This is a genomic window from Enterococcus sp. (assembly GCF_022711995.1).
Taxonomy (GTDB): domain Bacteria; phylum Bacillota; class Bacilli; order Lactobacillales; family Enterococcaceae; genus Enterococcus_D.
The window spans coordinates 1-8,950 of the sequence record NZ_JALAHI010000168.1 but is presented as its reverse complement, the minus strand read 5'-3'; the positions used below and the strand labels follow the sequence as shown (position 1 = coordinate 8,950).

At 42.7% G+C, this 8,950-nt stretch carries 9 protein-coding genes and 2 pseudogenes; 10 read left to right on the top strand and 1 reads right to left on the bottom strand.

The genetic code is table 11. The annotated features are described in order from the left end of the window. Nucleotides 1–519: 519 nt before the first annotated feature. The 10 genes and pseudogenes from Q0A12_RS16225 to Q0A12_RS16180 form a co-directional block, all read left to right on the top strand. Nucleotides 520–1,614, top strand: coding sequence for a Gfo/Idh/MocA family oxidoreductase (locus Q0A12_RS16225; protein ID WP_227760737.1), 1,095 nt, complete (start codon nucleotides 520–522; stop codon nucleotides 1,612–1,614). A 71-nt stretch (nucleotides 1,615–1,685) separates the two neighbouring features. Beyond that, nucleotides 1,686–2,771, top strand: a complete 1,086-nt coding sequence (locus Q0A12_RS16220; RefSeq protein WP_291293661.1) for a Gfo/Idh/MocA family oxidoreductase — start codon at nucleotides 1,686–1,688, stop codon at nucleotides 2,769–2,771. Nucleotides 2,772–2,775: 4 nt separating this feature from the next. Then, nucleotides 2,776–3,690, top strand: a complete 915-nt coding sequence (locus Q0A12_RS16215) for a sugar phosphate isomerase/epimerase (protein WP_291293660.1) — start codon at nucleotides 2,776–2,778, stop codon at nucleotides 3,688–3,690. A gap of 10 nt (nucleotides 3,691–3,700) precedes the next feature. Then, nucleotides 3,701–4,657 (top strand): ROK family glucokinase, encoded by a 957-nt coding sequence (locus Q0A12_RS16210; protein WP_291293659.1) that lies wholly within the window; start codon nucleotides 3,701–3,703, stop codon nucleotides 4,655–4,657. Then, nucleotides 4,650–5,126 carry a PTS glucose transporter subunit IIA gene (locus Q0A12_RS16205; RefSeq protein ID WP_291293658.1) on the top strand — a complete coding sequence of 159 codons (477 nt, stop codon included), beginning with the start codon at nucleotides 4,650–4,652 and terminating at the stop codon, nucleotides 5,124–5,126. Before Q0A12_RS16210 ends, Q0A12_RS16205 begins: the two co-directional genes overlap by 8 nt. A 16-nt stretch (nucleotides 5,127–5,142) precedes the next feature. Continuing rightward, nucleotides 5,143–6,153 (top strand): TIM barrel protein, encoded by a 1,011-nt coding sequence (locus Q0A12_RS16200; protein ID WP_291293657.1) that lies wholly within the window; start codon nucleotides 5,143–5,145, stop codon nucleotides 6,151–6,153. 1 nt (nucleotide 6,154) lies between these two features. Continuing rightward, entirely contained in the window at nucleotides 6,155–6,541 is a 387-nt protein-coding gene (locus Q0A12_RS16195) for a DUF6379 domain-containing protein (protein WP_291293656.1), read from the top strand. 78 nt (nucleotides 6,542–6,619) lie between these two features. Continuing rightward, nucleotides 6,620–7,492, top strand: a complete 873-nt coding sequence (locus tag Q0A12_RS16190) for a TIM barrel protein (protein WP_291293655.1) — start codon at nucleotides 6,620–6,622, stop codon at nucleotides 7,490–7,492. A gap of 10 nt (nucleotides 7,493–7,502) precedes the next feature. Continuing rightward, nucleotides 7,503–7,910: a DUF6379 domain-containing protein gene (locus Q0A12_RS16185; protein WP_291293654.1), complete on the top strand. Its 408-nt coding sequence runs from the start codon at nucleotides 7,503–7,505 to the stop codon at nucleotides 7,908–7,910. Nucleotides 7,911–8,545: 635 nt separating this feature from the next. Continuing rightward, nucleotides 8,546–8,737, top strand: a pseudogene (locus tag Q0A12_RS16180) (helix-turn-helix domain-containing protein); the annotation flags it as partial. Here the strand turns inward: Q0A12_RS16180 and Q0A12_RS16175 are convergent. Continuing rightward, a pseudogene (locus Q0A12_RS16175) lies at nucleotides 8,733–8,950 on the bottom strand (TrmB family transcriptional regulator); the annotation flags it as partial. The pseudogenes Q0A12_RS16180 and Q0A12_RS16175 sit on opposite strands and share 5 nt — an antisense overlap.

Genomic DNA, 8,950 nt, shown 5'->3' with positions numbered 1-8,950 from the left:
GCAAAAAGTCAGAGGAATCCACCGTAATAGCATATGATTCGGGTTCACTTGTTGGAAGATGACTTATGACACAGTCCCTGTATTGCTCCTGCGGTGCAGTAGCTCCTCGTCGCAAAAAGTCAGAGGAATCCACCGTAATAGCATATGATTCGGGTTCACTTGTTGGAAGATGACTTATGACACAGTCCCTGTATTGCTCCTGCGGTGCAGGGACTCCTCGTCGCAAAAGTCAGAGGAATCCACCGTAATAGCGTATGATTCGGTTTCACTTGTTGGAAGATGACTTATGACACAGTCCCATTACGATTGGCGGAGGCGTTTAGTTTTGACTGGCAACGCCTTTTTTTCTTGGAGTCTTTCAGCGAAATTACCCTTTGAGTATGGTTTAATTTTGTTGTTTGAAGGGAAGTTGAACGATAAGGTAAAAATGATGTGATTGCTAACCGTCGTATTTGTATGAGTAAAACAAATGTAAGCCCTTTAAAATGAGAGATGTAAAAACAATTAGGAGGAACTGAAATGAATAAATTACGATTTGGCTTTATCGGCTGTGGCGGAATTGCCAACAGCAAGCATTTTCCAGCACTAGCAAAATTAGCAGACAAAGTTGAGATGGTTGCTTTTTGCGACATTATTGAAGAACGAGCAATCAAAGCGGCGGAAGAATATGGCATCAGCGATGCATTCGTTACCACTGATTACATTGAGCTGACGCAAAGAGAAGATATCGATGTGATCCATGTTTTGACACCAAATATTTCACATTCCTTTATTACGGTTGCAGCACTAGAAGCAGGAAAACATGTGATGTGTGAAAAACCAATGGCCATCAATTATGAAGAAGCCAAGAAAATGTTAGATGCTGCCGAACGTACAGGCAAAAAATTGACGATTGGTTATCAAAATCGTTTTCGAGCAGATTCACTGGCAACCTTTGATGCCTGCAGCAAGGGAGAACTAGGTGACATCTATTTTGCAAAGGCTCATGCCATTCGACGAAAAGGGGTACCAACTTGGGGCGTCTTTCCAGACAAAGAAAAACAAGGCGGCGGTCCACTGATCGATATCGGTACCCACGCATTGGATCTAACATTATGGTTTATGGACAATTACAAACCAAAACTGGTCTTGGGATCCACATATCAAAAATTAAAAGATAACCCAATGGGCAATATGTTTGGCAGCTGGGATCCAGAAACTTTTGAAACAGAAGATTCAGCTTTTGGTTTGATCAAAATGGAGAATGGCGCAACGATTTTCCTTGAAGCTGCCTGGGCATTGAATATGGTGAATCCAAAAGAAGCACAGGTAACACTATGTGGGACAGAAGCGGGTGCCGAGATGTTTGGTAAAGCCTTCCTTGATCAAGGATATGTGGTCTTTAACCGTGCGGCCCACAACCAATTGGAACAGACCGAACCGTCAGATGCCGGTGGTGTTTTTGGCTTTGAAGGAGCTACATTAGAGCAAAAAGATGCTGAAGCATTGCAGTGGGTGGATGCGATCATCAATGATACAGAACCATTGGTCAAACCAGAACAAGCAATCGTCGTTACGCAAATTTTAGAAGCAATCTACAAATCAGCGGAAACAGGATTACCTGTCGAATTGTAAAAAATGGCGCTGCCGAAACCACCGGATCTTTTGGATCAGTGAGTTGCGTACATCAGAGAGGAAAGAAAATTATGCTGAAATTTGGAATTATTGGTTTTGGTTTCATGGGTCAGACCCATGCTGAAACGATTGCAAAACTCGATTTTGCAGAGCTAGTCGCTGTTTGCGATACCAATGCATTACAGTTGAAACACGCACCAGAAGGCGTACAAACCTTTTTAAAAGCCGAGGATCTACTAGACACAGATATTAATACAGTCATTATTTCTGTTCCTAATCATCTTCACTTAGAAATGGTCAAAAAAGTGGCTGAAGCAGGCAAAGATATTATCTGTGAAAAACCAGCGGCGATGAATGCGGCGGAATTTGCAGAGATGATGACTGTGACCCAAGCGGCTAATGTTCGTTTCACGATCCATCATCAACGCCGCTGGGATCGAGATTTTCGTATCGCGAAGGAAGTATATGACAGCGGGACACTGGGGGACATTTTTACAATCAAAAACAGCTTGTATGGGTTTAACGGCAATATGCATGATTGGCATGTCTATCCTGAATTTGGCGGCGGTATGCTCTACGATTGGGGGGTTCATCTCTTAGACCAGATCCTTTATATGCTGGCTCCTAGCCGATTAGAGTCCGTTTATGCTACCGTTCGCAACGTGATCAATAAAAATGTCGATGACTATTTCAACATCCAACTATATTTTGAAAATGGTATCACCGCACAGGTCGAATTAGGAACGTATATGCTTAGTGAAAAAGAAAACTGGTTCGAGCGTCACTGGTTCCTAGGTGGGGATCAGGGAAGTGCCAATATTGACGGATTCGATCCAAAAGGGTCGATCACGCGAACAACAGCACTGCTGCAAAGCGTCGGTGGCAAAACAACGATGACTCCAGCTGGTCCGACACGCTCCTTTGGTCCACCGCCAGCAGGACGAATCGTATCAGAAGAATTACCGGAAGTTTTCGTCAATCATGAAATGTTTTTCGAGAATTATTTGCGTTTTGTTCAAGGGGAAGAAGAATTAGTCGTGAAACCCAACCAGATTTATCAATTGATGCAATTAGTGGATGCGATTCGTGAATCCGCAGCGACGCATCAAGTGGTGACGATGAAAGAATCAGGCGTGGGTATCGGGCAAGGAGTGTAGAAGAATGAAATTAGGAATCGTTAGTGCAATTTTTGATCAAAGCAACTTTGAAGAAATGATCGATATCGTTGCTGAAAATGGTTTGGAATGTGTGGAAGTCGCTTGTTGGCCTCAAGGAAAAGCCGAACGTCGCTATGCCGGTGTTTCTCATATTGATACCAAAAATCTGACTCCCGAAAAAGCTCAAGAGATCTTGGCTTATTGTGAAAGTAAAAATGTCGAGATTTCCGCATTGGCTTATTACCCAAATCCATTGGATGAAGACTTGGAAAAAAGAGCAGAAGTCATCGATCACTTGCATACAGTCATCGATGCCGCCAAGTTATTACAAGTGGATCTGGTGACGACATTCATCGGCAGAATGCCCAGCAAAAGCGTCTCGGAAAACTTAGCAGAAGTGGCCAACGTATGGCCGGCGATCATCCAACACGCGGAAGAAAACGGGGTGCGTATCGGGATTGAAAACTGTCCGATGCTCTTCACAGAAGATGAATGGCCAGGGGGACAAAACTTGATGACGACACCAAGTATTTGGCGGGAAGTCTTCCAGATCTTAGACAGTGACTATTTGGGATTAAACTATGATCCTTCCCATTTTGTCTGGCAACAAATCGATTACCTCAAACCGCTTTATGAATTTAAAGACAAAATTTTCCACGTGCACTACAAGGATATCAAAGTGTATCCAGATAAATTGGCAGATGTAGGGGTCATGGCAACCCCACTGGCTTACATGAGTCCCAAATTGCCAGGCTTAGGTGATGTGGATTGGGGCAAATACGTTTCCGCCCTTACAGATATCGGCTATGACGGATACACCTGCATCGAAGTCGAAGACAAAGCCTTCGAGAAAAATTATGAAGCGGTCAAAAATTCAGTGACATTAAGTACCAAATATTTGCGCAACTTTGTCATCTAGGAGTGAGTGAATGGAAAAGTATTTGTTAGGTATCGACTTAGGCGGAACGACCATCAAGTTTGGTCTGATCGATACACATGGAACAATCGTTACCCAATGGTCGGTGCCGACAAATGTGGCAAATAACGGAGAAAGCATTGTTCCGGATATGACCGCAAGCATTGAGGCTGTTTTGGAACAATCCAAGCTTACAGCTGCGAATCTCATTGGCGCCGGCATGGGCTGTCCTGGAACGGTTGATCGGATCAATGGCACCGTTCACCATGCTTTCAATCTAGGGTGGGAAGCCCCTCAAAGGGTGAAGCAACGTTTTCAAGAGGCACTAGGCATCCCCTTGTTTTTAGAAAATGACGCGAATGTTGCTGCTTTGGGTGAAAAATGGCGAGGTTCTGGAAATGATGCGGCGAATCTCGTTTTTATCACATTGGGAACGGGTGTTGGCGGAGGTGTGATCATCGACCACCAAATCGTCGCCGGCGTCGGCGGTGCTGGTGGTGAAATTGGCCACTTTCCTATCGCTTGTCAGCATCAATTGACCTGTACCTGTGGCAATACCAATTGCTTAGAAACCTTGGCAAGTGCAACAGGGATCGTTCATTTGGCGGAAATGTACCGTCAAGGAACTACAACGACATTAAACCAATATGAGAACTTAACATGCGAAATCGTTTTTCAAGAGGCGCAATCGGGTGATGAGTTGGCCATTGGGATCATTGAAGAAGTGGCAGAATATCTCGGCATGACTTGTAGTATGATCGCCAACCTCTTAAATCCTGAAGCAATTATCATCGGTGGTGGGGTTTCCGCCGCAAAAGCATTTTTATTGAATAAAATTGCTGCATATTATCAGCAAACGGTGTTTCCATCCGTGAGAAGCTCCACAAAGCTGAAGTTAGCCACGTTAGGGAATGAAGCAGGAATATTAGGTGCAGCCTATTTAGCGAAAGAAGGGATTACCCATGTTTGATTTTTTTAAGAAGAAAGCTCCGGATAATGGCATTTATGCCCCGGTAAACGGAACCTTTGTTGCGATTACCGAGGTACCAGACGGAGTGTTCTCCCAAAAAATGATGGGAGATGGCTTTGCGGTCGTTCCCGCAGCAGAAACGATTTTTAGCCCAGTCAGTGGAACGGTGGTCAGTATTTTCCCTACAAAGCATGCCATTGGGATCAAGACGGATCGTGGACAAGATGTCATCGTTCATATGGGCATCGAAACAGTCGATTTAGCAGGTGCACCCTTTGACGTGTATGTAAAAGAAGGCGCAAAAGTCCATTCAAACACGAAACTGGCCCGCATGGATCTCGCCCACATTGCCGCCGAGCAACGAGAAAATCATGTCATTGTCGTCTTTCCAGAGTTGTCAGCGAACTATTTAGAACTTACGGAAACAGGCAAAGTAGAACAGGGCCAACAAGTGGGCACTTTATTATAGAAGAGGAGAAAAAACAATGGGGATTAAAACTTGTGTGAGTTTGTATAGCTTACAAGATGAATACATGAATAAAAGAATGTCCTTAGAAGACATCATGCACTATTTAGATGATTTAAAGGTAGAAGGGTTCGAAATTTTGCCAGACCAAATGCTGCACAAGACGCCACATCCAACAGCAGAAACATTGGCAAACTGGGATCGCATCATGACTGAAACCAAAGCAAAACCTGTCTGTGCCGATGTTTTCTTGAACACCAATTTATATAACAACCGTGAATTAACACAACGAGAGTGTGTGGATCTATTGATCGATGAAATCAAATTAGCCCATCGACTAGGCTTTAAACTGATTCGTCTCGTTTCAATGGTACCAAGCTTTGTTATCGAACCTTTATTGCCGTATGCGGAAAAATATGACGTGACGATTGCTTTGGAGATTCATGCAGGAATGAGTTTTACGGAACCCGCGACGAAAGCATTTATTGAAGAAATGCAGCGAGTGAACTCCCCTTATTGCGGATTAGTGATTGATACTGGAATTTTCTGTAACCGAATCCCACGGGTATTTAATACATTTAATGAAAAAGTCCTTGGTGTGACACCAGCAGTTATTGATTACTTTAACTCATTTTTTGATCAAGGATTGGATGGCACTCATGCCTTTGATGAGCAACATCAACTAAAACCAGAATTGCAAGCAATCGCTAAGCCTAGTGACATGGCGTATATTATGTTGGCTGACGGCTATGAGAATACCCCGTTATCGGTTCTTGATGATGTGATGCCATTTGTTAAACACTTCCACTTTAAATTATGGGAAATGACCGAAGCAGGCGAAGAATATTCGATCGATTATCGTAAGATCTTAACTTATTTGCACGAGCACAACTATGATGGCTATGTGGCAACAGAATACGAAGGCAATCGCTGGATCTTACCAGGACAGCCAATGGTTGAAAAAGAACAAGTAGCGGCACACCAAAACATGTTGCACGAGATCATTAGTGAATTGGAAGGTGAAAACTGAGATGTTTGACAATAACGTATTTATTAAAGACTCATTTAAACAGACAGTCCATGAAAATAAAGTAACTGGCTTTGAATTACAAACCCATATCACCTATTATCGGGCGATCCCCTTGTCCATGATCAATGACATTCGCGTAAAAGTTGATGAGCACAATGTTCCTCGCAGCGCAATTACTTGCAGTGTGGATCAAATCGACTGGTTCACATTAGATGAGATGACAACCGTGACTAGCTATAAATGGGAGTATGGCGAACCATTATATATCCGGGTAGCGGAAACGGAGCTGGCGGCTGGGGAGCATGAAATTGAATTGGCAGTAGTTACCAGAACCGCGTATATCCCCGTGCCAATTGAAGGCATCCGCAAACGAACCGTAACCGTCTAAATAGCAACGAAAGGGTCTTAACACCAGTTACAGTCTGGGGAAGGCCCTTTTTTGTTAAAAAAATTTGGAGGAAAGACAATGAAAGAAATCAAAAGAGGCGTGACAGCATACAGTTATAATAAAGTGTTCGGTATCGCAATGGATTTGGATGATATTTTTCAACACATTCAAGATACCGGAGCAAGTGGGATCGAGATATTAGCAAACGCCCATATTCCCCACTACCCGCAAGTGAAAGAAGAATGGCTTGATTCTTGGCATGAAAAGCTGCAGCACTATCAATTAGAGCCGGCAGAGTATGGGCATTGGGTGGATTCTCGGCTATACAAAAATCGTGAATTGACGACGAAGGAAAGTATCGAGATGCTGGAAAGAGACTTTAGGCTCGCCAACCAATTAGGTTTTAAAATCTTACGGACGAAATTAGGCGTAATCGATGATACATTGACACCGGTGAAAAATTGGCAGGAATTTATCAAAGGAGCTCTAGCACTTGCGGAGAAATACGATGTCAGAATGTGTCCGGAGATCCACAGTCCTACAGTTCTAAATTCTAAGATGATCGATGACTATGTCACCTTTATCGAAAAGGAAAATACCAAGTATTTTGGTCTGAATATTGATTTTGGTGTGTTCCAAACAGGTGATAACGCATTAGTCGGATTTGGGGAAAATGATTTCGTAGGACCACCAGCAGAACATAGTCAGGTCTCAGAACTGATCCCACTCTTGAAATATGTTTATGTCTGCCATGCGAAGTTTTTAAAAATGGACCAGCAGTTTAGAGAAGTCGTGATTCCTTACCCAGAAATCATCCAAGTGCTTCAAGAAAATGAGTGGTCTGGTTATTTGATCAGCGAGTATGAAGGGCCGCGAGCAGACGAAGTCGCTGTGGTTTGTGATCAAGTCAAACGCCATCAGTTGATGTTGAAAGAGTTAGTAGGAAAGTGAGGAAGGCAATATGTTAGAAAAAGAATGTATTCAAGCAAGGGGATTTCGGAACACGAAAAAAGCCGGGGAGATCGTAGGATTTCAATTTGACATTCGTTTGATGTACTATCGGGGAGTTTGGTTGTCACAGCTAAGACCGATTTCAATCCGAGTCGATGGCGAACAGATCCCTCAAGCAGCGATCCGTTGGGAAATCGAAGGTGTGGTTTATACGGAAGCAGAGTTGGCAGTGACTGGCGATGTCCAATGGAATGTTCTAAGTCCGGCAACGCTCTATATCACAAAGGAAAACGGCTTATCCAGCGGCTATCACAGCATAGAAGTATCCTATCGTTTTAGCTCCTCGTATATGCCTCCTGAGATGGATGAAGTATTGAGTTATGGTGATCACCAGCGGGACTTGTTGCTGATTGCCTAAGACAGGTCTCTGTGATCGAGTAATCGCTGTTTTTTTCTAAAAGAAGGACCAAGGGACTGTGCCATAAGTCTCCGACAAGTAACACGATCCGAATAGTATATCTTATTGCTCCTCGTCGCAAAAGTCCGAGGAATCTAAAGCAATAGCATATGATTCGGTTGAACTTGTTGGATGAGGACGTATGTCACAGTCCTTTTTTGTTGTGTCCGACTGTTTGAAGGCTGCCTAATTCAACTTTTTTGCTTATTTCTTTGCCGGCAGCCGCTTTTTCTTTTTATCCGTTCGATCGTCTAGTTACTATCTAGTTTGTTCATTCTAGTTTGTTCATTATTTTCACAATCCTTTAGCGATTTTCACAAGCGCTTCGTTTTCACAAGCCTTTGGCAACACACAAAGCGAGAAGTTAAAGGATCGACTTGTAACCACTTTCGTGTAAAAGTGCAAAAAACAGCAGCCGCACAAAAAATACGTATTTTTTTCACAAGTAAAATCACAATCATCAATAAAATGAGAGTAAACGCTATTGCATCAATAAAATTAATTTGTGTTTTATTGAACTTATCGTTGACAATCCGTTGGTTCGGAACTATAGTAGTCACTGTAGTAGCTACTAATAATAAAGCGAGGGTCAATCAATGGAAACGATTATTCAAATCATGAAAAAATATGATTTTTCAGAGATGGAAACAAGAGTGTATACCACACTATTGGAAAAAGGCAATCTTACAGGATATGAAGTAAGTAAAGTCTCAGGTGTGCCACGCTCGAAAGTATATAACATTTTGGAAAAACTATTAAAAAAGAATTTGATCGTCGTCAATAAATCAGTACAAACTTATCGACTCTTTTTTCAGCCTGCTGCAACGCCTTTAGCAGTGAATCCGTGAGATTCTCATGCAAAACTTGGATGAGCAAACTTTCTTTTGCGTTTTTCACCAAATGCTCTGCTTTATCCAGAACATACTCGATGCCATCAACTTTCCACAGCATTTCTTCTTCATCTTTTTCTTTGATCATCCCTAGATTTTGGGTAAGAAAAG

Bases quoted from the DNA above. Each gene is read 5' to 3' on its own strand.
- Q0A12_RS16220 (WP_291293661.1), top strand. From the start codon at position 1,686: ATGCTGAAATTTGGAATTATTGGTTTTGGTTTCATGGGTCAGACCCAT.
- Q0A12_RS16210 (WP_291293659.1), top strand. From the start codon at position 3,701: ATGGAAAAGTATTTGTTAGGTATCGACTTAGGCGGAACGACCATCAAG.
- Q0A12_RS16225 (WP_227760737.1), top strand. From the start codon at position 520: ATGAATAAATTACGATTTGGCTTTATCGGCTGTGGCGGAATTGCCAAC.
- Q0A12_RS16205 (WP_291293658.1), top strand. From the start codon at position 4,650: ATGTTTGATTTTTTTAAGAAGAAAGCTCCGGATAATGGCATTTATGCC.
- Q0A12_RS16215 (WP_291293660.1), top strand. From the start codon at position 2,776: ATGAAATTAGGAATCGTTAGTGCAATTTTTGATCAAAGCAACTTTGAA.
- Q0A12_RS16200 (WP_291293657.1), top strand. From the start codon at position 5,143: ATGGGGATTAAAACTTGTGTGAGTTTGTATAGCTTACAAGATGAATAC.
- Q0A12_RS16195 (WP_291293656.1), top strand. From the start codon at position 6,155: ATGTTTGACAATAACGTATTTATTAAAGACTCATTTAAACAGACAGTC.
- Q0A12_RS16190 (WP_291293655.1), top strand. From the start codon at position 6,620: ATGAAAGAAATCAAAAGAGGCGTGACAGCATACAGTTATAATAAAGTG.
- Q0A12_RS16185 (WP_291293654.1), top strand. From the start codon at position 7,503: ATGTTAGAAAAAGAATGTATTCAAGCAAGGGGATTTCGGAACACGAAA.